Consider the following 19,819-nt stretch of genomic DNA (forward strand, 5'->3'; position numbering starts at 1 on the left):
CTGAACCTGACCCTGAAGGTCTGGCGGCAGGCCGGGCCGAACGACCCGGGGCGTTTCGAGGTGTACGAGGCGAACGGCATCAACGAGGACATGTCGTTCCTCGAGATGCTGGACGTGGTGAACGAGCGGCTCATCGCCGAGAACAAGGAGCCGATTGCCTTCGACCACGACTGCCGGGAGGGGATTTGCGGGTCGTGCGGGATGGTCATCAACGGCGTGCCGCACGGGCCGAAGAAGCTGACGACGACCTGCCAGCTGCACATGCGGAACTTCAAGGACGGCGACACGATCGTGGTGGAGCCGTGGCGGGCGACGGCGTTCCCGGTGATCAAGGACCTCGTGGTCGACCGGTCGGCGTTCGACAAGATCATCCAGGCGGGCGGCTACATCACGGCGCCGACGGGCGCTGCGCGGGACGCGAACAGCATCCTGATCCCGAAGCAGATTGCGGACCAGGCGTTCGACGCGGCGGCGTGCATCGGCTGCGGGGCCTGCGTGGCGGCGTGCCCGAACGGCGCGGCGCAGCTCTTCACGGCGGCGAAGATTGCGCACCTGAACCTGCTGCCGCAGGGCCAGCCGGAGCGCTGGAGCCGCACGGTAGCGATGGTGGACACGATGGAGGAGTACTTCGGCAGCTGCACGAACTACGCGGAGTGCGAGGCGGTCTGCCCGAAGGGCATCAGCATCGAGTTCATCGCGAAGATGAACCGGGACTACCTGAAGGCGAAGTTCAAGGACCGGCGGGCGGTGGTGAAGGTGGATATGACGGAGGCGGCCGGCTGAGGCGGCGCCGCGTCCCTTAGGGCTCGCGGCGGCCGCGGCTCAGGGAGGGGCCGGATATCGACGCAGACCCGGGCCCCGACACTGGCGGTGACACCAGTTCGGGGGCCTCTGCATGTCCGAAACCGGGAGCCGCGGGCTGCTTTCGCGCATCTCCGTCGCCAACCTGCTGCTGGCGGCGTGCTTCGGCACGGTCGCGATGATTGCGGTGATGGGAGCACTGGGATACAGCTTCCTCGCTGGCGCGGGCGAGGCCGGGAAGGCGCGTCTGCTGGCTGGCATCGCCGCGGCGGCGGGCATCGGGGCGGCAGCGGCGGGCGTGTGGCTCTGGCGGCAGATCCGGGCAGGTTCGGAGCCGGTCGTCCGGGCGGCGCGGGACCTCGCGCTGGGCATCCTGCCGGCGGAGCCGCCTTCCGGCGGCGTCGGCGAGTTTGCCCAACTGGCGGATTCGTTCGGGGAGGCAATTGCCCAGCTCCGGCGGCTGAGCGAGGTGGCGCAGAAGATCGCCGCGGGCGACCTCACGACGCCGGTGCCGAAGGTCTCGGAGCAGGACGTGCTCGGCTGCGCGATGCAGGGGATGGTGGACAACCTGCGCGACGTCGTCGGCAAGGTGTTGACCGGGACGCGGGAGGTGGTTGCCGCGTCGGAGGAGGTAGGCACTTCGTCCGACCTGATGCGGAGCGCGGCGCAGGAGATCGCGAATGCGACCGGCGAAGTCAGCGCGTCTTCGGTACACCTGGCTGAGCTGGCGTCGACCTCGGACCGGGACGCGGCGGAGCTGACGGGCGCGCTCGAGGCGATGGTAGAGAGCGCGCGGGAGAGCGCCGAGGCGGCGCGCGTCGCGGGAGGAGGCGGAACGGATCGGCCAGCGGATCGCCGAGGTGACGGTGCACGCCTCGCGGGTGGCGGATGAGGCAGCCCGCAGCCAGGAGGTGGCGACGGAGGGGTACGAGGCGGTGCAGCTGGCGATCCGGGCGATCGACGGGCTGGCGGCCTCGGTCGAGGCGACGGCGCGGACGGTCGACGAGCTGGGGACGTTCGGCGAGCAGATCGGCGACATCGTGCGCACGATCGACGAGATTGCGGGGCAGACGAACCTGCTGGCGCTGAACGCGGCGATCGAGGCGGCGCGCGCCGGGGAGCAGGGGCGGGGTTCGCCGTGGTGGCCGACAGCGTGCGGGCGCTGGCCGAGCGCTCCTCGGCGGCGACGAAGGAGATCGCGGCGCTCGTCGGGCGTGTGCAGGAAGGCACGCAGCAGGCGGTCGCGGCGATGACCGCGGGGGTCGCGCAGGCGGAAGAAGGGCGGACGGTCTCAGCGCGGGCGGGCGATTCGCTCCGGGCGATCATCGAGGCGGTGCGGGGGTCGACGTCGCAGATGCAGAGCATCGCGGCCGAGATCGGCAGCCTGAAGGCCGGCGCCGAGCGCATCATCGCGGCGGTGACGACGATTGCCGCGGGTGCGGAGCAGTCAGCGGAGCGGGCGGCCGAGACGGCGCGGGCAGCGGCATCGCTGCGGAGCGCGGTCCTGCAGGTCGCAGCGACGAGCGAGGAGAATTCGGCCGCGGCCGAGCAGGTGGCCGCTTCGACCGAGGAGCTGACGGCCCACGCCGGGCGGCTGGACCAGACCGCGAAGCGAATGCAGGCGCTGGCGCAGGAGCTGAAGGCGAGTTCGGAGAAGTTCGCCTGGGAGCGACGGAAGGTCAACCTGCCCGTGGCGGTGGACCGGCGGAAGCGGCCGGCGGCGTGAGTTTCTGCGGCCGGCCGGTGCCCGCCTGACGGGGCGGGCCAGGCTCGGGTAACGTAGGAGCGTGGGACGGCGCCGAACGAGGAAAGCCCAACGCCGGCTCCAGCAGCGGGGCCGGACGTGGTGGGAAGAGGTCACCCGGGAGCCGCGCGACGGTGCGGCCGGGGCGCGCGGAGCGCGCGCAGGCGGACCCGTTCGAGGATTTCGGGCCGGGCGGCTCGTGGGACGACGGCGAGCTGCTGGCGGCGTTCTCCGCCGGGCGCGATGGGGCGCCGGCGCGGACCTGCGGGGGCTGTCGGGAGTTCGTCGAGGACGGCGAGCTGGGCCGCGGGACGTGCCTGCACCCGGGGAGCGGAGTGCTGCACCCGTGGACCGACACCGCGGGGTGCGACTTTTGGAGCCGCGGCGGCCGCCGGCAGGCATCGGCCTGGTGACGCGCCTACAAGATCTTGTGGTTCTTTGCGGCTTGTGTCCCAGATCCAGTTGACAGGGCTGTGCGGGGTGCTGCACTATTCGCCCTGCGCCGCGCGGCTCACCGAGAACTGCGAAGGCGCCTACACACCTCAGGAGTTTATGTCGCGGTGCGGTGTCCCTACTGCCACTACCGGGATTCGCGGGTGACGGACAGCCGGTCGACGGACGACGGCATCCGGCGGCGGCGGCAGTGCATCCGCTGCGGCGAGCGGTTCACCACCGTGGAGCTGGTGCAGCTGGCAACCGTGCAGGTGGTGAAGCGGGACGGCCGGCGGGAGGAGTTTTCGCGCGAGAAGCTGCTGCGGGGCCTCCGGGCGGCGTGCGCGAAGCGGAATATCTCCGTCGGGCAGCTCGAGAGCATCGTGGCGGAGATCGAGGCGAAGGTGCTGGCCGACGGCCGGGCGGAGGTGCCATCGCAGGTTGTGGGAGAACTTGCGATGGACGCGCTGCGGAAGCTGGACCACATCGCGTACATCCGGTTCGCCTCGGTCTACCGCTCGTTCGCCGACATCGAATCGCTGAAGGAGGCGGTGGAGCAGCTCGAACAGGGCCGGGTGCCGACGTTCGAGGAGCGCACGCTGCAGCTTTCGCTGCCGGAGCCGGAACCGACCGACCTGCGCGCGGCGCGGGTCCAGCGCGAAGCGCCCGGGGCGCTGGCGGAATCGGCACGGTAGCGCCGTGAAGATCTGGGAAGTGCACGCGAGCCTGGGACACGCCCCCATCCGCACGACGCCGGACGGCGACGCCGACGTAGGCGGCCTGCTGCTCTCGGAGAAGGCGTACCTGCTCGTGATGCGGGTGATGCGTCCGCACGAGCTCGCGCAGCTGGTCGAGGCCGAAGGGCCGGCCGGCGCAGCGGAGCGGCTCATCGGCATGCTCGCCGGCGACGGCGTGGATGGGACGGGGCGGACGCTCGCGATGGGCCGCACGCGGCTCGGGGAGCCGATTCTGCGGAGGAGCGACGAGCCGGCGCCGGCGGAAGCCGGGCGCTGGCGGCCCTAGACAGGAAGAACAAACGTTCGTAATCTACGGCCCCACCCCGACGGGGCCGCGAACAAGGGAGGAAGGCCATGGTCACCACGACGCACGATTTGCCCGGGCTTGGGGGCGACTTTCGCCCCGCGGAGCTTTCGCACAACGCGAAGGTGGTGATCGAGCGCCGGATCGCGAAGCGGAACGAGCAGGGCGACGCGGTCGAGACGCCGGATGAGGTGTTCCGCCGGGTTGCGCGGAACCTTGCGGAGGCCGAGCTGCGGTTCGGCGGCACCGAACAGGACCGGGCGGCGGCCGAGGAGTCGTTCTACCGGCTGATGGCGTCGCTGGACTTCCTGCCGAACTCGCCGACGCTGGTGAACGCGGGCCGCGAGCTGCAGCAGCTCTCGGCGTGCTTCGTGCTGCCGGTGCCGGATTCGATCGAAGGGATCTTCGAGGCGATCAAGCAGACGGCCATCATCCACAAGTCGGGCGGCGGCACCGGTTTCGCGTTCTCGCGCCTGCGGCCGGCGAACGCCAAGGTGAAGACGACGATGGGCGTGGCGAGCGGCCCGGTCTCGTTCATGAAGGTGTTCGACGCCGCAACGGAGGCGATCAAGCAGGGCGGCACCCGGCGCGGCGCGAACATGGGCATCCTCCGCGTCGACCACCCGGACATCGATGAGTTCATCGAGATGAAGGCGGACATGACGACGCTGACGAACTTCAACATCAGCGTGGCGGTGACCGAAGCCTTCATGGAGGCGCTGGAGCGCGGGACGACGTACGACATCATCGACCCGCAGACGGGCGAGCCGGTGGGCAAGCGGGACGCCCGCGAAGTGTGGGAGAAGATGGTGCGGAACGCCTGGAAGAACGGCGACCCGGGCGTGGTGTTCATCGACCGGATCAACGCGGGCGGGCGAATCCCGTGCCGAAGCGCGGCCCGATCGAATCGACGAACCCGTGCGGCGAGCAGCCGCTCTACCCGCACGATTCGTGCAACCTCGGCTCCATCAATCTGAAGAACTTCACGGTGGGCGAGCCGGGTTCGAAGCGGGTGGACTTCGACCGGCTGCGGACGACGGTCTGGCGGTGCGTCCACATGCTGGACAACGTCATCGAGATGAACGCCTACCCGATCCCGGAGATTGCGGAGACGTCGCACGCCATCCGGCGGATCGGCCTCGGGGTGATGGGCTGGGCGGACATGCTGATCGACCTGCGCATCCCGTACAACTCGGAGGCGGCGCTGCAGCTGGCGCGGGACGTCATGTCGTTCATCCAGAAGGAGGCGGACGCGGCGAGCGAGCAGCTGGCGCGGGTGCGTGGGAACTTCCCGGACTGGGCCGATTCGATCTACGGGCCGAAGGGTCCGGAGGGGCCACGGCCGATGCGGAACGCAACGCGGACGACGATCGCGCCGACGGGGACGCTGAGCATCATCGCAAACTGCTCGGGCGGCATCGAGCCGGTGTTCGCGCTGGCGTTCATCCGCTCGCACTACCTGGACAAGAACGACCCGACGAAGCGGACCGAGCTGACCGAGGTGAACGAGCAGTTCGAAGCGGTCGCGCGGGCCGAGGGGTTCTACAGCGACGAGCTGATGCGGTTCCTCGCGGAAGGCGGCCACCTCGCCGAGCGGCCGGAAGTGCCGCAGTGGGTGAAGGACGTGTTCGTCACCGCGCACGAGATTGCACCGGAGTGGCACGTGCGGATGCAGGCGGCCTTCCAGCAGTTCACCGACAACGCGGTCTCGAAGACGATCAACTTCCCGAACTCGGCGACGGTCGACGACGTGCGGATCTCATACGAGCTGGCGTACCGGACGGGCTGCAAGGGCATCACCATCTACCGGGACGGCTCGCGCGAGTTCCAGGTGCTCAAGCACGCGGAGAAGTCGGACGCCGAGAAGGCGGTAGAGGCCGCACAGGCGATCGTGGCGCAGGCCGCCGGGCCGGTTCGGCGGCGGCTGCCGGACGAGCGGCAGGCGATCACGCACAAGTTCCGCGTCGGCGAACAGGAAGGCTACATGACGGTCGGCCTGTTCGAAGACGGGACGCCGGGCGAGGTGTTCATCAACGTCTCGAAGCAGGGGTCGACCGTTTCGGGCCTGATGGACACGGTGGCGATGCTGACGAGCTACGCGCTGCAGTACGGCGTTCCGCTTTCGGAGCTGGCCTCGAAACTGAAGAACACGCGGTTCGAGCCCAGCGGCCCGACGAGCAACAAGGAGATCCCGATCGCGACGAGCATCGTGGACTACGTGTTCCGCTGGCTGGAGCTGAAGTTCGGCGGCTCGAAGGCGGCGGCGCAGCCGGCGCTCATCCCGCCGGACCTCGTGGTGGAGAGCACGGGCCCGAGCGTGGCGGCGAAGCTGCACAGCGACGCGGTCGCGAGCGGCGTGGGCTGCCCGGAGTGCGGCGCGGTGCTGTACTACGCGGAGGGCTGCCTCGTCTGCCACAACTGCTTCTACAACAAGTGCGGCTGAGCTGACGGTTCGAACGCACCAGCTGCGGCAGGGGCGCGGGGTCTCCCGCGCCCCTGCGGCGTTCGACAGCGGGGCGGCGGCCCGCCACAATCGAGCCATGGGGTTCTACTACGGGCCGAGTTCGCCGCAGGATGACCCGCCGCCGGGCTCGTGGAAAGAGACGTTCATCATCATCTGGGTGGTGTTCAAGACGCTGGCCCTGCCGCTCGGGCTGCTGTTCGGCGCCATCCTGGGTTTCGTCATCGTGCTCTGGGCGTTCCTGACCTCGGCGCTGCTCGGGCTGGCGCTGCTGGGGCTGGTCGTGGCGGCCGTCGTGGCGCGGGGCATCTGGGAAGCGCGGCACCCGCCGGACCTCTCGTGACGGCATCGATGACGTCGATTCGCGAGGCGATCGCCGGGGTTCGGCAGCGCATCGCCCTTGCCTGCGAGCGCGCGGGGCGTGACCCGGGCGAGGTCCGGCTGATTGCGGTGAGCAAGACGTTCGGTCCGGACGCCGTGGCCGAGGCGCTGGCCGCGGGGGTGACGGACTTCGGCGAGAACCGGGTGCAGGAGGCGCTTCCGAAGGTCGCGGCGGTGGCGGAGCTCGCGGCGACGCGCGGGCCGCCCGCGCCGCGCTGGCACATGGTGGGACACCTGCAATCGAACAAGGCGCGGGCGGCTGCAGGGCCCTTTGCTATACTCCACGGCATCGACTCGACCCGCCTCCTGGACGTCCTGGAACGCGCCGCCGGGGACCGGACCATCCCGGTGCTGCTCGAGGTGAACGTCGCCGGCGAGGCGACCAAATACGGTTTCGCGCCCGGCGAGGTGGGCGCGGCCGTGGCGCACGCGCGGGGACTCAGCCGGGTGCGGGTCGACGGGCTGATGACGGTTGCGCCGCCGGCGCGCTGACCCGGAGGAGGTGCGGCCCGTGTTCCGCGAACTGGCGCGGCTGGCGCGGGCGCACGGACTGCGCGAGCTCTCGATGGGCATGACTGGCGATTTCGAGGTCGCCATCGAAGAAGGGGCAACGATGGTGCGCATCGGCCGGGCGATTTTCGGAGAACGGGCATGAAGGTTGCGATCGTCGGCGGCGGGGTGATGGGCGAAGCGATCCTCGCCGGGGCGCTCGACCGCGGCGTCTTCGAACCGGCGGATGTCACCGTCGTGGAAAAGGTCGAGGCGCGCCGGACGCAGCTCCGGGCGGCCTACGGCATCGAGGCGACGGGCGATTTCGGGCCGATGGGCGACGCGGGGCTGGTGGTGCTCGCGGTGAAGCCGCAGGAGCTGGCGAGCGTCAAGGGGCGCGTGCGGCCCGGCGCGCCATCCTCTCGGTCATGGCGGGGGTGCGGATCGCGACGATCCAGGCCGCGTTCGACCACCCGTTCGTCGTGCGGGCGATGCCGAACACGCCAGCCGCGATCCGGGCGGGGATGACCGCGTGGACCGCTGCCCCGGCGGTGACGGTGGAGCAGCGCAGCATCGCGCGGCAGCTGCTCGGCGCGATTGGCCGCGAAGTGTACGTGGACGACGAGCGGAAGGTCGACATGGCGACGGCGGTGAGCGGGAGCGGGCCGGCGTACGTGTTCCTGTTCATCGAGGCGCTCATCGACGGGGCGGTCGCGGTGGGGCTGCCCCGGGCGCAGGCGGAGGAGCTGGTGGTGCAGACGGTGCTGGGCGCGGCCCAGTACGCGCAGGAGAGCGGCAAGAGCGCCGCGGAATTGCGGGCGATGGTTACCTCGCCGGCGGGCACGACCGCAGCGGGGCTGCTCGAGCTGGAGAAGGCGCGCTGCGCGCGTCGGTCATCGAAGCGGTGCGGGCCGCGTTCGCGCGGGCGGTCGAGCTCGGAGGCCCGGCGTGAACCCGGCGATTGCGCAGCTGTTCACGCTGTTCCTGTGGCTGCTCATCCTCGCGATCTTCCTGCGGTCGCTGATGAGCTGGTTCCCGATCAGCCAGGACAACGAGGTCGCGCGGCTGCTTTATCGGGTCACCGAGCCGCTGCTGGAGCCCGTCCGGCGGGTGCTGCCGAGGACGGGGTTCATCGACTTTTCCGGGATGGTCGTGATCATCCTGCTGTACGTGATGATTTCGGTGGTGCAGCGGGCTGCGGCGCAATGATGACGGGGGCTTCACCGGCCGATCTGGTAAGCTGAGGGGAGCGACGCCGGGGGTCGAGCCATCAATCCGTACGTTGCCCAGCTGACGTTTACGTGGCTGAACATCCTGACCTGGGCGATCATCGCGCGGGCGCTGCTGAGCTGGCTCCCGGTGGACCAGGGAGTCCGCTCTACCAGCTCCTGTTCCGCGTGACGGAGCCGATCATCGACCCGTTCCGGCGGGTGATGCCGCGGGCCGGGATGATCGACCTTTCGCCGATGATGGCGATCCCGGCCCTGCTGGTGATGCAGCAGCTGGTCGCGATGCTGGTCGTGCCGGCCTGACAGCACGGCAGGCCGGGGGCGTGTGCGGCACTCGATCCGAGCGGGCGGCGGTGTGACACTTTCGTTGTGAACAGCGCAATCGAGGCGCGGGAGATTCGGCGGAGCTACGGCGACCGCGCCGCGCTGGACGGGTTCACGCTCGAGGTCCCTGCGGGGTCGGTCTTCGGGGTCCTCGGGCCGAACGGGAGCGGCAAGAGCACCTTCCTCGCGCTCGTCGCTGCGGCCGAACGGCCGCCCGCGGGAACGCTGACGATTCTCGGCGAAGCGCCGCACCCGCGGCTCGGGCGCGCATCGGGACCGTGTTCCAGGAGAATGCCTCGGACCCGCTGATGAGCCCGCGCGAGTACCTGCTGTTCGCCGCGACGCTGTTCGGGGTGGGCGGGGCCGAGGCGCGGCGCCGGGCGGACGAGCTGCTCGAACGGTTCGGCCTCGCGGGGCGGGCGAACGACCCCATCAGCACGCTCTCGGGCGGCATGCGGCGGCGGCTCGAGGCAGCGCGCGCGCTGCTCCACCGGCCGGAGCTGCTGCTGCTCGACGAGCCGACGACCGGGGTGGACCCGGAGGAGCGGCGCCTGCTCTGGGAGACGGTACGGGCCGAGCGGGGCGGCGCGACGGTGCTGCTCGCGACGAACGACCTCCACGAGGCGGACGCAGTCTGCGACCTCGTGGCGTTCGTGCAGGCTGGACGCGTGGTCGCGGCCGGGGCGCCGGCGGAGCTGAAGCGCGACCTGCGCCGGCAGGCGGTGCGCGTGGAGCTGAGCGCGCCGAACGCGGCCGCGGTTGACCGCATCGCTGCCGAAGCGGGGGCCGACCGCGTCACGGTGATGGATGGCGAGGTGCTGGTGATGACGGACGATGCGACGGCGCTCGTGCCGCGGCTGTTCGCCGCCGCGGGCGACGCGATCCGGGGGCTGCGCATCGAAGAGGCGTCGCTGGAGGACGCGTACTTCCAGTTCATCCAGCGGCGCGCGGGGCTGCGCGGTGAGCGGGGTGCGGGCTGCTGCCGCGATCGCGCTGCGCGACCTGAAGAGCGTCGCCCGGGCGCGGTCGCAGCTGTACTCGTCGGTGCTGACGCCGCTGCTGTTCCTCGTGTTCCTCGGCAACGGGGTATCGCACGGGCTGGAGCCGGCGGCGCTCCCGGCCGGGAACTTCACGGCGTATCTCGTAGCCGGGACGGTGGTGATGACGTCGGTGTTTTCGTCGACGTTTTCGTCGGCGTCGTATTACCGGGACCGGGACAGCGGGTTCCTGCGGCTGCTGCTCTCGAGCCCGCACTCGCCGCGGACGGTGATGCTGGGGAAGTCGCTGGCGGCGATGACGATTGGGGCGCTGCAGGCGGCACTGGTGCTGGCGGTCGCGGCGCCGTTCGTGGATTTCGGCTGGCAGTACGGCATCGGGGGCGGCATCGCGCTGGCGCTGCTGACGGTGGTGCTGCTGAGCCTGATGCTGACGGGGCTGGCGCAGGCGCTAGCGACGCGGGTGCATTCGATGCAGGGATTCCACCTGGTGATGAACCTGGCGCTCTTCCCGCTGCTGTTCTTCTCGGGCGCCTTCTTCCCGGTGGACGGGCTGCCGGCGTGGATGAAGGTGCTGGCGTATGTGAACCCGCTGACGTATGCGGTCGACGGGCTGCAGCTGGCAACCTACGCGACGGGCAGCGGGAGCTTCATCGGCTACGGCATCGATTTCGCGGTGCTCGGGGTGCTGGGCGCCGCGGTGTACGGGCTCGGGCTGAGCCGGGTGCCGAAGCTCACGTATTCGGGCGAGTAGGAACGGCGGAGGGAGACGCACGACGGGGACGATGCGGTGCATCGTCCCCGGGGCGGGTTCGAACCGTGCGCGAGGAGGTCAGGAGGCGAGGGCGGCGCGGGCCTGGTCGGCGAGCCTGGCGAAGGCGTCGGGCCGGGTGACGGCGAGGTCGGCGAGCATCTTCCGGTCGAGGTCGACGCCGGCCTTCTTGAGGCCGCTGATGAAGCGGCTGTAGGTGAGGCCGTTGAGGCGGGCCGCGGCGTTGATGCGCACGATCCAGAGTTCGCGGAAATCGCCCTTGCGGTCGCGCCGGTTTTCGTAGCTGTACCGGAGCGCGTGGAGCATGCTCTCGTTGGCGCGGCGGAACAGCCGGTGGCGCTGGCCGGCGTGGCCTTTGGTGAGGGCGAGGACTTTCTTATGTCGGCGATGGGCGGTGACGCCCGCTTGACGCGGCTCATGGGTCAATCTCCGGTAGGTGCGGGTCAGCCCTGGCCGGCGAGGAGCCGGCGGACGAGCTTGGTGTGCGAGCTGGCGACCTCGACGGTGCGGCTGTAGAGGGCGTTGACGGGGCCGCGCTTCTTCCGGCGGAAGTTGTTGCGGCTGCCGTACATCCGCATGATCTTGCCGCCGCCGGTTACGCGGAAGCGGGAGGCGGCGCCTTTGTGGGTCTTGAGCTTGGGCATCGGTTACTCCTCGTCGGCGTCGTCGCCGTCATCGTCGTCGATATCGTGGCCGTCGTCGCCGACGACCGGGGCGGCTGCGGCGGCGGCCGCGATGGCCGCCTCGTCCTCTTCGGAGGCTTTGTCGCTGGCGGCGGGCTGCTGGGCGGCGGCCTTGGCCAGGGCAGCGATCTTCTTCTTGTCGGGCGCGAGGATGACGGTCATGTGGCGGCCTTCGAGCGTGGCCTCTTTCTCGACGGTCGCGATGTGTTCGAGGCTCTTCACGACGCGGTCGATGAGGGCTTTGCCGATTTGCGGGTGGGTGATTTCGCGCCCGCGGAACATGACCGTGACCTTGACTTTGTCGCCCTCCTTGAGGAGCTTCGCGGCGGTCCGGGTTTTGAAGTCGATGTCGTGGTCATCGATCTTCGGCTTCATGCGGACTTCGCGAAGCTGGACGTTTTGCTGGTGCTTGCGTGCCTCGCGCTCTTTCTTGGATTGTTCGTATTTGAAGCGGCCGAAGTCCATGAGCCGGGCGACGGGCGGGCTGGCCCGGGCGGCAACCTCGACGAGGTCGACGTCGCGCTGGCGGGCCATCGCGAGCGCCTCGGAGGTCTTGACGATGCCGATCTGGCGGCCCTCTTCGTCGATCAGGCGGACTTCCGGAACGCGGATGCGCTCGTTGATCCGTGGCTCCGGCGGTGCCGGCCGTGGTGGAACCTTAGGTCGTCTCCTCAAACTGCTCCCCGCAAGAGATTGAAACAGCTTCACATGCTAGCAAGGAAGGCGTGTTCTGTATATCCGGTAACGATGGCACGGCCTAGGATGGGGCGGGTATGAGCCAGCGCGTGACGACGGCGGTGATCCTGGCGGCGGGCCTCGGGACGCGGATGCTGCCGGCGACGAAGGCGGTGCCGAAGGAGATGCTCCCGGTGGTGGACCGGCCGCTGGTCGATTACTGCGTGGATGAGGCGGTGGCGGCGGGGATTTCGCGCATCGTGTTCGTCATCGCCGAGGGGAAGGAGTCGATCCTCGAGCACTTCCGCGCCGGGGCGCGGGTGGAGACGGCCTTGCGGGAGACGGGGAACCAGGCGCTGGCCGATTCGCTCGCGGCGATCGCGGCGAAGGCGGAGTTCCACGCGGTCTACCAGCCGAAGCAGCTGGGCATCGCCCACGCGGTGGCGTGCGCGCGGGAGTACATCGAGGGTGAGCCGTTCGCGCTGCTGTTCCCGGATGACGTGATCCTCGGGGAGCGCTCGTGCACGGCGCAGCTGGTGGAGGCGTACGAGCGGACCGGCGGCACGGTGATCGCCGTCGAGCAGGTGGCAGACGCGGACGTGCCGCAGTACGGCATCGTGGACCCGGTCGATGATGCGAACCCGGCGCGGCTCCGGCGGGTGGTCGAGAAGCCGCAGCTGGAGGACGCGCCCTCGCGGCTGGGCATCGTCGGGCGCTACGTGCTGGGGGCGAGCATCCTGCGGCACATCGACGAGACGCCGCCGGGGCGGAACGGCGAACGGCAGATCACCGACGCGATCGCGCGGCAGATCGCGGCGGGGGAGCCGGTCTCGGCGCTGCGGTTCGAGGGCCGGCGGTACGATACGGGCCGGCCGCTGGGGTACATCGTGGCGAACGTGGCTGCGGCGATGCGGCGGCCGGAGCTCGCGCCGGGGCTGCGCGAACGGCTGGCGCCGCTGCTCGAGGGGGAGGGCTGATGCGCATCCTGAGCATTTCGTTTCCGCTGCCGAATGTGGCGATCGACAACTACAACCCGGTCACCGCGCCGAATTACAACGACTACGACGCGGTCATCATCGACCCGGCGGGCATCGACCGGGTCGTGCGGGAGCTGGTGGACGAGGGGAAGGAGTACGAGGCGTTCGACGGGCGGCCCGTGCTGAACGTCCCCGGCTCGGCGACGGCGGCGGGGCTGGCCGACCAGCTGCGGCGGCGGCAGGAGGAAACGCGGCGGCTGCTCGAGGCCGGCGGGCTGGTGGTGGTGTTGGGGCGGCCGGACGCGTTCCAGGGCGGCGTGGTCGGCTTCGAAGGGTGCGACCGGTATCACTGGCTGCCTGCGCCGCCGGGGATGAGCTGGTCGAGCCCGTGGCTGCGGGCGGGCGAAGGGCGGACGGTGCGGATTGCCGATGACCACCACCCGATGAGCGCGGTGCTGCGGGAGTTCCGGTCCGAGACGGCGTGGCGGGCGTGGTTCGACGACCGGCAGGCGGAGTTCCGGCGGCACGGCCGCCCGATTGCGCTCGGCGGCTCGGGCGTGCCGATCGCAGCGGAGTTCGAGGTGCTGGGCGGCAGGGTGGTCTTCATCCCGGTGGTGATGGAGTCGTACGGGGCGCAGCGCTCGCAGCTGGCGCAGGCGCTGGTCGATGCGTGCCGGCAGCTGCGCGGGGCGGGCGGGCACGAGGAGGCGCCGTACTGGGTGCGCGGCGTCGCCGTCCCGGGGCTCGAGCAGGTCGAGGCGGAGCTCGAAGAGGCGCAGGCCGCTGAGGCCGAGGCGCGGAGCCGGCTCGATGCCGTGCGCGAGCGGCACGATGCGCTGGCGCGGCACCGGGGGCTGCTGTGGCGGGACGGCGCAGGCTTCCGCGAAGCGGTGACGGCGGCGCTGCAGGCGCTCGGCTTCGCCGTGGTGTCGGGGCCGGGCGAGCCGCTCGCCGTGCGCTCGGACGACTCCGCGGCGTTCGTCGAAACGGAGAGCGCGACGGGACAGGTGGCCGAGTGGCCGTACGTCCGGCTGCAGCGGCGGGTCGAGGCGGAGGTGCTGGCGGGCCGGCCGGCGCCAAAGGGCATCGTCATCGTCAACGGCTTCCGGGAGCGCGACCCGGAGCAGCGGGAGCAGGAGCTGAGCGAACCGCTCGTGCGGGCGTGCGAGAACTACCGGTATGCGCTGGTGACGGGCCGGGCGCTGTTCGAGCTGGTGCGGCGGGCGCTCGGCGGGGCGGACGAGGCGGCGCTGCTGGGCATCCGGCGGCGGCTGATGCAGGGAAGCGGGCTGCTGGCAGCTGAACGGCTGCTCGGGCTGGAAGGGGAAGAGGCGCCGGAGAGCGGCCCGATTTTCTAAACTTCGGTGTCACAGCATCCCCCTGCGGGAGGTGGGCGCATGAAGGCGATCATCGACTGCGACCCGGGGCACGACGATGCGGTCGCGATCATCCTCGCGGCGCGGCACTTCGAGCTCCTCGGGGTGACGACAGTCGGCGGCAACGCGCCGCTCTGGCGGGTGACGGAGAACGCCCTGAAGGTGCTCGAACTGATCGGGCGGCCGGACATCCCGGTGGCGGCCGGGGCCGCGGGGCCGCTGCTGGGCGACCTTCCGCGGGCAGGCGAGCGGGTCCACGGGACGACCGGGCTGGATGGTGCGGAGCTGCCGAGGCCGAGCCGGGCGGTCATCCCCCGGAACGGGGTGGAATTCCTCGTCGAGACGGTGATGGCGAACCCGGGGACGGCGGTGATCGCGACGGGGCCGCTCACGAACATCGCGCTGGCGATGCGGATGGAGCCGCGCTTCGCGCGGAGCATGGCCCGGCTGAGCATCATGGGCGGCTCGACGACATGGGGGAACGTGACGCCGGCGGCGGAGTTCAACGCCTGGGCGGACCCGGAGGCCGCGCGGATCGTGTTCGCTTCCGGGGCGAAGCTGACGATGTGCGGGCTGGACCTGACGCGGCAGGCGGCCGTCGATGCAGCGGCGATTGGGCGGTTCCGCGCCGCGGGGACCCGGACGGCCGGCGTGGTCGCGGACCTGCTGGAGTATTACCGGTCGGCGGCGGAGCGGCTGACCGGGGCGCCGGCTGTGCCGCTGCACGACCCCTGCGCGGTGGCGGCGCTGTCCGCGCCGGAGCTGTTCGAATTCGCGTTCGCGCGGGTGGAGGTCGAGACGCGGGGCGACCTGACGCGGGGGATGACGGTGATGGACCGGCGAACGCTGACGGAGGGGAGCCGACGCGGGAGACGAACTGCCGGGTGGCGACGAAGGTGGATGCAGCGCGGCTGTTCGACCTCGTCGCGGCGGCGCTAGCGGCCTGCCCGTGACGCGCGGTCAGCGCGCCGGAGGACTCGGGGAAGGTGACGCAGGTCGTGGTGCTTTCGATGCCGTCGATGGCCCGGATGTGGCGGGAGATGACGGCGGGGACGTCGGTGAGGGAGGGGACTTCGACGACGGCGACGATGTCGTAGGGGCCCATGACCTGGTAGACCTCGGAGATGCCTTCGACGGCGCGGAGTTTTTCGTAGACTTCGACGGTCTTGGCCGGGTCGACGACGATGAGGACGAAGGCCTTGATCACGGAGCGCTCCGGGGTTCGGCGCGGTGCGCCGGGATGGCGCTAGGTTAACAGGGCGGCGTTTCGAGCGGATTACGCGGCGGGCAAGCGGCGAGCGTCACTCGCGGAGGCGGAGGACGGCCATGAAGGCCTCCTGCGGGATTTCGACGCTGCCGACGCGCTTCATCTTCTTCTTGCCTTCGGCCTGCTTTTCGAGGAGCTTGCGCTTGCGGGTGACGTCGCCGCCGTAGCACTTGGCGAGGACGTTCTTGCGCATGGCGCGGATGGTCTCGCGGGCGATGATTTTGCCGCCGACGGCGGCCTGGAGCGGCACCTCGAAGAGCTGGCGGGGGATGAGGTCTTTGAGTTTCGTGACGAGGGCGCGGCCGACTTTGTCGGCGTTCGAGGCGTGGGTGATGACGGAGAGGGCATCGACGGGCTGGCCGTTGACGAGGATGTCGACTTTGACGAGGCGGGCGGGCCGGTACTCCTTGACCTGGTAGTCGAGGCTGGCGTAGCCGGAGGTCGAGCCTTTCAGCTGGTCGTAGAAATCGACGAGGATCTCGGCCATCGGAACGTCGTATTCGAGGAGGACACGGGCCTCGCCCGGGGCAAGGTCGTTCTCGGCTTCGAGGAATTCCATGCGGAGGAACTGGCCGCGGCGGGAGGTGACGAGCTCCATCACCTGGCCGATGTAGCGGCTGGGGGTGATGACGTCGATCTTGGCCCACGGCTCGGAGATGACGGCGATTTTGGAGGGGTCGGGGAGGTGGGCCGGGTTATCGACGAGGATTTCTTCGCCTGAGGTGGTCTGGACCCGGTATTCGACGGACGGCGCGGTGGTGAGGAGTTCGAGGCCGTACTCGCGCTCGAGGCGTTCGACGACGATTTCGAGGTGGAGGAGGCCGAGAAAGCCGCAGCGGAAGCCGAAGCCGAGGGCGGCGGAGGATTCGGGTTCGTAGACGAGGGAGGCATCGTTGAGGACGAGCTTGGCGAGGGCGTCGCGGAGCTCCTGGTACTGGTCCGAGTCGGTGGGGTAGATGCCGGCAAAGACCATCGGCTTGGCGCGGCGGTAGCCGGGGAGCGGTTCGGGGGCCGGGGCGTCGGCCCAGGTGATGGTGTCGCCGACGCGGCACTCGGCAACGTCCTTGAGGCCGGTGGCGACGTAGCCGACTTCGCCGGCGGAGAGACCGTCGAGCGGCTTCATGCCGGGGCTGAAGATGCCGAACTCGAGCGGTTCGAAGATGGCGCCGGTGGACATCAGTTTGAGGTTGCGGCGGCCGCGCATCTCGCCGTCGACGACACGCACGTGGGCGACGACGCCTTTGTAGGCGTCGTACTTCGAATCGAAGATGAGTGCCTTGAGCGGGGCGTCGGGGTTGCCGGAGGGCGGAGGGATGCGCTGGACGATGGCCTCGAGGATCTGGTCGACGCCGGTGCCTTCTTTGGCGGAGGCGAGGATGACTTCGTCGCGGGAGAAGCCGATGACGCGTTCGAGCTCGGCGGCGACGCGGTCGGGCTCGGCGTGGGGAGGTCGATTTTGTTCAGGACCGGGATGAGGGTGAGGTCCTGGTTCATGGCGAGGTAGACGTTGGCGAGGGTCTGGGCTTCGATGCCCTGGGAGGCGTCGACGACGAGGAGCGCCTTCGCAGGCAGCGAGGGAGCGGGAGACCTCGTAAGCGAAGTCGACGTGGCCGGGCGTATCGATGAGGTTGAGTTCGTATTCGATGCCGTCGCTGGCGCGGTAGAGCATGCGGGCGGCGGCGGCCTTGATGGTGATGCCCTTTTCGCGCTCGAGGTCCATGGAGTCGAGGACCTGTTCAGCCATTTCGCGCGCGGAGATGGTGCCGGTGCGCTCGAGGAGGCGATCGGCGAGGGTCGACTTGCCGTGGTCGATGTGCGCGATGATGCAGAAGTTGCGGATGCGGGGCTGGTCCACGGTTCGAGTGTACGCGAGGCGGGGCGTAGGGGCCGTGGCGCGGGCGCGGGTAAGGCGGGTTGGTGCTAGCCTTGGCTGGCGAATTCCAGTTCAGCAGGGAGCCCCATGCCTCGGAAGAAGGTCACGATTGTCGGCGCCGGGATGACCGGCGGTGCCATGGCCCAGCGCCTGATCGAGCGCGGCATTTGCGATGTGGTGCTGCAGGACGACCCGCAGTTCGCGGGGACGATGCACCACGGGAAGGCGCTGGATGAATCGCAGGCGGCGCCGTGGGAAGGGTTTTCGACGCGGATTACGGCGACGGACGGCTGGGAGGAGACGGCGAACAGCGACGTCGTGGTGGTGACCGCCGGGGCGCCCGGAAGCCGGGCATGAGCCGGGAGGAGCTGCTGAACGGCAATGCGGAGATCGTGCGGTCGAAGGTGGCGGCAGCGGCGAAGGCGTCGCCGAACGCCGTCATCATCATCTTTTCGAACCCGATGGACGCGATGTGCCACGTGGCGATGCAGGCGAGCGGCTTCCCGCGCGAGCGGGTCATCGGGCAGGGCGGTGCGCTGGACAGCGCGCGCTACCGGTACTTCATCGCGGCGGAGCTCGGCGTGTCGGTGAACGACGTGCACGGGTACGTCATCGGCGGGCACACGGACACGACGATGGTGCCGGTGGTTTCGCAGACGCGGGTCGGCGGCGTGCCGCTGACGGACCTGCTCCCGGCGGAGAAGGTGCAGGCGATCGTCGCGCGGGCGATGCGCGGCGGCGCTGAAATCGGCGAACTGTACAAGACCGGGTCGGCGTACTTCGCGCCCTCGGCGGCGACGATCGCGATGGTGGAGGCGATCCTGCTGGACCAGCGGCGGCTCATCCCCTGCTCGGTCTACCACCAGGGCGAGTACGGCATCCGCGACGTGTTCAGCGGGACGGTCTGCCAGCTGGGCGAGGGCGGCATCCAGCGGACGTTCGAGCTGCCGCTGACGGACGAGGAGCGGGCGAAGGTCGTCGCGGCGGCAGAGGCGACCAAGGAGCTGCTGAAGCTGCTGAACTGACGCGTTCGGCAGCTGCCGTGTAGGCTGAGGGACGTGTCGCTCGCGGGGCCACGGTCACAACGGACGCTCGTGCTGGCGCTGTTGTGCGTGGCCTCGTTTGCTGTGGTGTTCAACAACCTGATCATCACGCCGATCCTGCCGGAGATTTCGGAGGACTTCGGCGTGCGGGTGGCGGTCGCGGGGCTGCTCGTGACCGCCTACGCCGTGACGGGGGCGTGGCGGCGGTGTTTTCGGGGCCGTTCATCGACCGGCTCGGGCGGAAGCCGGTCGTCGTGGCGGGGATGGCGACGCTGACGGCGGCCACTGCGCTTTCGGCGGCGGCGCCGGGGTTCGCGCCGCTGCTGCTGGCGCGGGCGCTGGCCGGGCTCGGCGTGGCCTGCCTGACGCCGGCGGTGTTCGCCGCGGTGGGCGACTACTTCTCGTACGAAGAGCGGGGCCGGGCGATGTCGTGGGTGATCTCGGCGAACACGAGCGCGAGCATCTTCGGCGTGCCGGCGGGAGCGGTGCTGAGCGGGGTGCTCTCGTGGCGGTGGACGTTCGCGGCGCTGGCGGTGCTGCTGGTGCTGTTCACGTGGCTGCTGTTCCGGAAACTCCCGGCCGACCCGCCGCGGCGGGCGGGCGGCGAGGCGGGCAGCGGGATGGCAGCCATCCCGCGGGTGCTGCGGGACCTGCCGACGAGCGCGGCGCTGTTCTCGAACTACCTCTCGACGAGCTACTGGTTCGTGTTCGCGACGTACATGGGCGCTTACTTCCACGATGAGTTCGGGCTGGCGAAATGGGCGCTCGGCGGGCTGACGATGGTGATGGGGCTGGGCGTCCTGGTGGGGAGCAACGCCGGCGGCCGGCTTTCGGACCGGGTGGGCAAGCGGCCGGTGATTCTCTGGACGTCGCTGACCTGCGCGGTGTTCATTTCGCTGACGACGACGGCCGCGGCGGCGATGGCGGCGGGGCTGGGGTTCCTCTTCCTGTTCGCCGTCTCGGGCGGGGCGCGGTTCGCGAGTTCGCAGGCGATCATGACGGAGATGTCGCCGGGCGACCGGGGGACGGTGATGGCGCTGAACGCGGCGGGGCAGCAGTTCGGCATCGTGACGGGGTCGCTGGTCGGCGGTCTGGCGCTGGAGGCGGGCGGGTACACGGCGCTGGGGCCGACGGCTGGCGCGATCGCGCTCGTTTCGATGGCGATGTACGGGCTGTTCGTGCAGGAGCGGGGGCGGGCCGGCGGGGCGCGGGAGCTAGCGGCCCGTTGACAGCGCTGGGAGTGTCGATTAGCCTAC

Annotated in this window: 23 protein-coding genes and 6 pseudogenes; 24 read left to right on the forward strand and 5 right to left on the reverse strand. The window is 70.3% G+C overall.

Going from position 1 to position 19,819, the window contains the following annotated elements:
- The 17 genes and pseudogenes from O0235_RS02160 (at position 1) to O0235_RS02240 (ending at position 10,651) form a co-directional block, all read left to right on the forward strand.
- Positions 1–783, forward strand: a complete 783-nt coding sequence (locus O0235_RS02160; RefSeq protein ID WP_373324412.1) for a succinate dehydrogenase/fumarate reductase iron-sulfur subunit — start codon at positions 1–3, stop codon at positions 781–783.
- A 112-nt stretch (positions 784–895) separates the two neighbouring features.
- Positions 896–1,693 carry a HAMP domain-containing protein gene (locus O0235_RS02165; protein ID WP_270056921.1) on the forward strand — a complete coding sequence of 266 codons (798 nt, stop codon included), beginning with the start codon at positions 896–898 and terminating at the stop codon, positions 1,691–1,693.
- Positions 1,662–2,054, forward strand: coding sequence for a methyl-accepting chemotaxis protein (locus O0235_RS02170; RefSeq protein ID WP_270056922.1), 393 nt, complete (start codon positions 1,662–1,664; stop codon positions 2,052–2,054). Before O0235_RS02165 ends, O0235_RS02170 begins: the two co-directional genes overlap by 32 nt.
- Complete coding sequence (locus O0235_RS02175; RefSeq protein ID WP_270056923.1) at positions 1,943–2,527, forward strand: methyl-accepting chemotaxis protein; 585 nt, start codon at positions 1,943–1,945, stop codon at positions 2,525–2,527. Before O0235_RS02170 ends, O0235_RS02175 begins: the two co-directional genes overlap by 112 nt.
- A gap of 152 nt (positions 2,528–2,679) precedes the next feature.
- A complete protein-coding gene (locus O0235_RS02180) occupies positions 2,680–2,958 on the forward strand; it encodes a hypothetical protein (protein WP_270056924.1) in 279 nt (92 codons plus the stop codon).
- A 147-nt stretch (positions 2,959–3,105) separates the two neighbouring features.
- Complete coding sequence (nrdR, locus tag O0235_RS02185) at positions 3,106–3,672, forward strand: transcriptional regulator NrdR (RefSeq protein WP_270056925.1); 567 nt, start codon at positions 3,106–3,108, stop codon at positions 3,670–3,672.
- Between the two features lie 4 nt (positions 3,673–3,676).
- Positions 3,677–4,000, forward strand: coding sequence for a hypothetical protein (locus O0235_RS02190; RefSeq protein ID WP_270056926.1), 324 nt, complete (start codon positions 3,677–3,679; stop codon positions 3,998–4,000).
- Positions 4,001–4,068: 68 nt separating this feature from the next.
- A pseudogene (locus tag O0235_RS02200) lies at positions 4,069–6,461 on the forward strand (vitamin B12-dependent ribonucleotide reductase).
- A gap of 97 nt (positions 6,462–6,558) precedes the next feature.
- On the forward strand, positions 6,559–6,822 hold the full coding sequence (locus tag O0235_RS02205; RefSeq protein WP_270056929.1) for a hypothetical protein: 264 nt from the start codon (positions 6,559–6,561) through the stop codon (positions 6,820–6,822).
- 8 nt (positions 6,823–6,830) lie between these two features.
- Entirely contained in the window at positions 6,831–7,352 is a 522-nt protein-coding gene (locus O0235_RS02210; protein WP_270056930.1) for a YggS family pyridoxal phosphate-dependent enzyme, read from the forward strand.
- A 19-nt stretch (positions 7,353–7,371) separates the two neighbouring features.
- The gene (locus O0235_RS02215) at positions 7,372–7,515 is read left to right on the forward strand and encodes a hypothetical protein (RefSeq protein WP_270056931.1); all 144 of its coding nucleotides are present in this window, start codon (positions 7,372–7,374) and stop codon (positions 7,513–7,515) included.
- Positions 7,512–7,877 (forward strand): pyrroline-5-carboxylate reductase family protein, encoded by a 366-nt coding sequence (locus O0235_RS02220; protein WP_270056932.1) that lies wholly within the window; start codon positions 7,512–7,514, stop codon positions 7,875–7,877. Before O0235_RS02215 ends, O0235_RS02220 begins: the two co-directional genes overlap by 4 nt.
- Positions 7,878–7,987: 110 nt before the next feature.
- Positions 7,988–8,173: pseudogene (locus O0235_RS15455) on the forward strand (pyrroline-5-carboxylate reductase family protein); the annotation flags it as partial.
- Positions 8,174–8,297: 124 nt separating this feature from the next.
- Positions 8,298–8,558, forward strand: a complete 261-nt coding sequence (locus O0235_RS02225; protein ID WP_270056933.1) for a YggT family protein — start codon at positions 8,298–8,300, stop codon at positions 8,556–8,558.
- 92 nt (positions 8,559–8,650) lie between these two features.
- Positions 8,651–8,881, forward strand: coding sequence for a YggT family protein (locus O0235_RS02230; protein WP_270056934.1), 231 nt, complete (start codon positions 8,651–8,653; stop codon positions 8,879–8,881).
- A gap of 66 nt (positions 8,882–8,947) precedes the next feature.
- Positions 8,948–9,369: pseudogene (locus O0235_RS15460) on the forward strand (ATP-binding cassette domain-containing protein); the annotation flags it as partial.
- Positions 9,370–9,862: 493 nt separating this feature from the next.
- On the forward strand, positions 9,863–10,651 hold the full coding sequence (locus O0235_RS02240; protein WP_270056936.1) for an ABC transporter permease: 789 nt from the start codon (positions 9,863–9,865) through the stop codon (positions 10,649–10,651).
- Positions 10,652–10,729: 78 nt separating this feature from the next.
- On the opposite strand, the gene rplT is transcribed toward O0235_RS02240, so the two are convergent.
- From rplT to infC, 3 genes are read right to left on the reverse strand one after another with little or no spacing between them, the layout of a single operon-like run.
- Positions 10,730–11,095, reverse strand: a complete 366-nt coding sequence (gene rplT, locus O0235_RS02245; RefSeq protein WP_270056937.1) for a 50S ribosomal protein L20 — start codon at positions 11,093–11,095, stop codon at positions 10,730–10,732.
- A 17-nt stretch (positions 11,096–11,112) separates the two neighbouring features.
- Positions 11,113–11,313 (reverse strand): large ribosomal subunit protein bL35, encoded by a 201-nt coding sequence (locus O0235_RS02250; RefSeq protein WP_270056938.1) that lies wholly within the window; start codon positions 11,311–11,313, stop codon positions 11,113–11,115.
- Positions 11,314–11,316: 3 nt separating this feature from the next.
- Positions 11,317–12,060: a translation initiation factor IF-3 gene (gene infC / locus O0235_RS02255; protein WP_270056939.1), complete on the reverse strand. Its 744-nt coding sequence runs from the start codon at positions 12,058–12,060 to the stop codon at positions 11,317–11,319.
- Positions 12,061–12,125: 65 nt separating this feature from the next.
- On the opposite strand from infC, the gene O0235_RS02260 reads away from it, so the two are divergent.
- The 3 genes from O0235_RS02260 to O0235_RS02270 are packed head-to-tail and all read left to right on the forward strand — an operon-like array spanning position 12,126 to position 15,319.
- Positions 12,126–13,004, forward strand: a complete 879-nt coding sequence (locus tag O0235_RS02260; RefSeq protein WP_270056940.1) for a UTP--glucose-1-phosphate uridylyltransferase — start codon at positions 12,126–12,128, stop codon at positions 13,002–13,004.
- Positions 13,004–14,362 (forward strand): hypothetical protein, encoded by a 1,359-nt coding sequence (locus tag O0235_RS02265; protein WP_270056941.1) that lies wholly within the window; start codon positions 13,004–13,006, stop codon positions 14,360–14,362. The genes O0235_RS02260 and O0235_RS02265 overlap by 1 nt, the downstream gene beginning before the upstream one ends.
- Before the next feature lie 39 nt (positions 14,363–14,401).
- Complete coding sequence (locus tag O0235_RS02270) at positions 14,402–15,319, forward strand: nucleoside hydrolase (protein WP_270056942.1); 918 nt, start codon at positions 14,402–14,404, stop codon at positions 15,317–15,319.
- Positions 15,320–15,425: 106 nt separating this feature from the next.
- Here O0235_RS02270 and O0235_RS15465 read toward each other — a convergent pair.
- Together O0235_RS15465 and lepA are read right to left on the reverse strand one after the other, a co-directional pair.
- Positions 15,426–15,587: pseudogene (locus O0235_RS15465) on the reverse strand (Lrp/AsnC ligand binding domain-containing protein); the annotation flags it as partial.
- Positions 15,588–15,681: 94 nt separating this feature from the next.
- Positions 15,682–17,502: pseudogene (lepA, locus tag O0235_RS02275) on the reverse strand (translation elongation factor 4).
- 156 nt (positions 17,503–17,658) lie between these two features.
- Between lepA and O0235_RS02285 the strand changes: the two are divergent.
- The 4 genes and pseudogenes from O0235_RS02285 to O0235_RS02300 all read left to right on the forward strand — a co-directional run.
- Positions 17,659–17,984 (forward strand): annotated as a pseudogene (locus O0235_RS02285) (lactate/malate family dehydrogenase); the annotation flags it as partial.
- Between the two features lie 21 nt (positions 17,985–18,005).
- Entirely contained in the window at positions 18,006–18,545 is a 540-nt protein-coding gene (locus O0235_RS02290) for a Rossmann-fold NAD(P)-binding domain-containing protein (RefSeq protein WP_270058022.1), read from the forward strand.
- Positions 18,546–18,632: 87 nt separating this feature from the next.
- A complete protein-coding gene (locus O0235_RS02295) occupies positions 18,633–18,839 on the forward strand; it encodes a hypothetical protein (RefSeq protein ID WP_270056943.1) in 207 nt (68 codons plus the stop codon).
- Positions 18,761–19,792, forward strand: a complete 1,032-nt coding sequence (locus tag O0235_RS02300; protein WP_270056944.1) for an MFS transporter — start codon at positions 18,761–18,763, stop codon at positions 19,790–19,792. The genes O0235_RS02295 and O0235_RS02300 overlap by 79 nt, the downstream gene beginning before the upstream one ends.
- The last annotated feature ends 27 nt before the right edge of the window (positions 19,793–19,819 follow it).

Origin of the sequence: Tepidiforma flava, assembly GCF_027594505.1 — a bacterium.
In the GTDB taxonomy this organism is placed as follows: domain Bacteria; phylum Chloroflexota; class Dehalococcoidia; order Tepidiformales; family Tepidiformaceae; genus Tepidiforma; species Tepidiforma flava.

Excerpts from the sequence above, each read along its gene's own strand:
- O0235_RS02210 (WP_270056930.1), top strand. The coding sequence starts at position 6,831 with ATGACGTCGATTCGCGAGGCGATCGCCGGGGTTCGGCAGCGCATCGCC.
- O0235_RS02270 (WP_270056942.1), top strand. The coding sequence starts at position 14,402 with ATGAAGGCGATCATCGACTGCGACCCGGGGCACGACGATGCGGTCGCG.
- O0235_RS02220 (WP_270056932.1), top strand. The coding sequence starts at position 7,512 with ATGAAGGTTGCGATCGTCGGCGGCGGGGTGATGGGCGAAGCGATCCTC.
- O0235_RS02265 (WP_270056941.1), top strand. The coding sequence starts at position 13,004 with ATGCGCATCCTGAGCATTTCGTTTCCGCTGCCGAATGTGGCGATCGAC.
- O0235_RS02205 (WP_270056929.1), top strand. The coding sequence starts at position 6,559 with ATGGGGTTCTACTACGGGCCGAGTTCGCCGCAGGATGACCCGCCGCCG.
- O0235_RS02260 (WP_270056940.1), top strand. The coding sequence starts at position 12,126 with ATGAGCCAGCGCGTGACGACGGCGGTGATCCTGGCGGCGGGCCTCGGG.
- O0235_RS02290 (WP_270058022.1), top strand. The coding sequence starts at position 18,006 with ATGCAGGCGAGCGGCTTCCCGCGCGAGCGGGTCATCGGGCAGGGCGGT.
- O0235_RS02250 (WP_270056938.1), bottom strand. The coding sequence starts at position 11,313 with ATGCCCAAGCTCAAGACCCACAAAGGCGCCGCCTCCCGCTTCCGCGTA.
- O0235_RS02165 (WP_270056921.1), top strand. The coding sequence starts at position 896 with ATGTCCGAAACCGGGAGCCGCGGGCTGCTTTCGCGCATCTCCGTCGCC.